Source organism: Pauljensenia sp. UMB6358, assembly GCF_030216865.1.
Classification (GTDB): domain Bacteria; phylum Actinomycetota; class Actinomycetes; order Actinomycetales; family Actinomycetaceae; genus Pauljensenia; species Pauljensenia turicensis_A.
In genome coordinates this window covers 1-356 of sequence record NZ_JASOMS010000066.1, presented here as the reverse complement: position 1 = coordinate 356, position 356 = coordinate 1, and the positions used below count along the sequence as shown (strand labels likewise).

At 50.0% G+C, this 356-nt stretch carries 1 protein-coding gene; it reads right to left on the bottom strand.

What is annotated here, in order from left to right:
* A partial coding sequence (locus tag QP381_RS08660; protein ID WP_285068554.1) for a hypothetical protein occupies window positions 1–342 on the bottom strand: 342 nt, incomplete at its 3' end.
* Window positions 343–356 lie beyond the last annotated feature (14 nt).

Here is a 356-nt window from a genome sequence, read left to right as displayed (position 1 = left end):
CATTTTGGAGTATTGCTTTACGCTTTTTGCGCCTGCGGCTGCCCCAATTTTTATACCAAGGAAATTCTCCCCGGTATCTTTGAGAAGCTTCGGCACATCTGACGCCTTCTTAATTTCTAAAATGGCGTTAGTGTATTGCTTTATTCCCTTAGAAGGTGGATCCTCAAGCCACTGTTGGGCGGCTTTAAGTGCCGTAAGTGCGGCCCACGCAACTGCTACTACCGCCCCAATCTTACTGACGGCAGATATTAGGCCGCCTGCTTTGGCTTTCGCGCCTGCTGATACCACGCCGAGGCTTTCCAGGGCGGTAATGGTTTCTAAAACAGCCGGAGTTAGCTTCAAAAACCCTCCAGTCA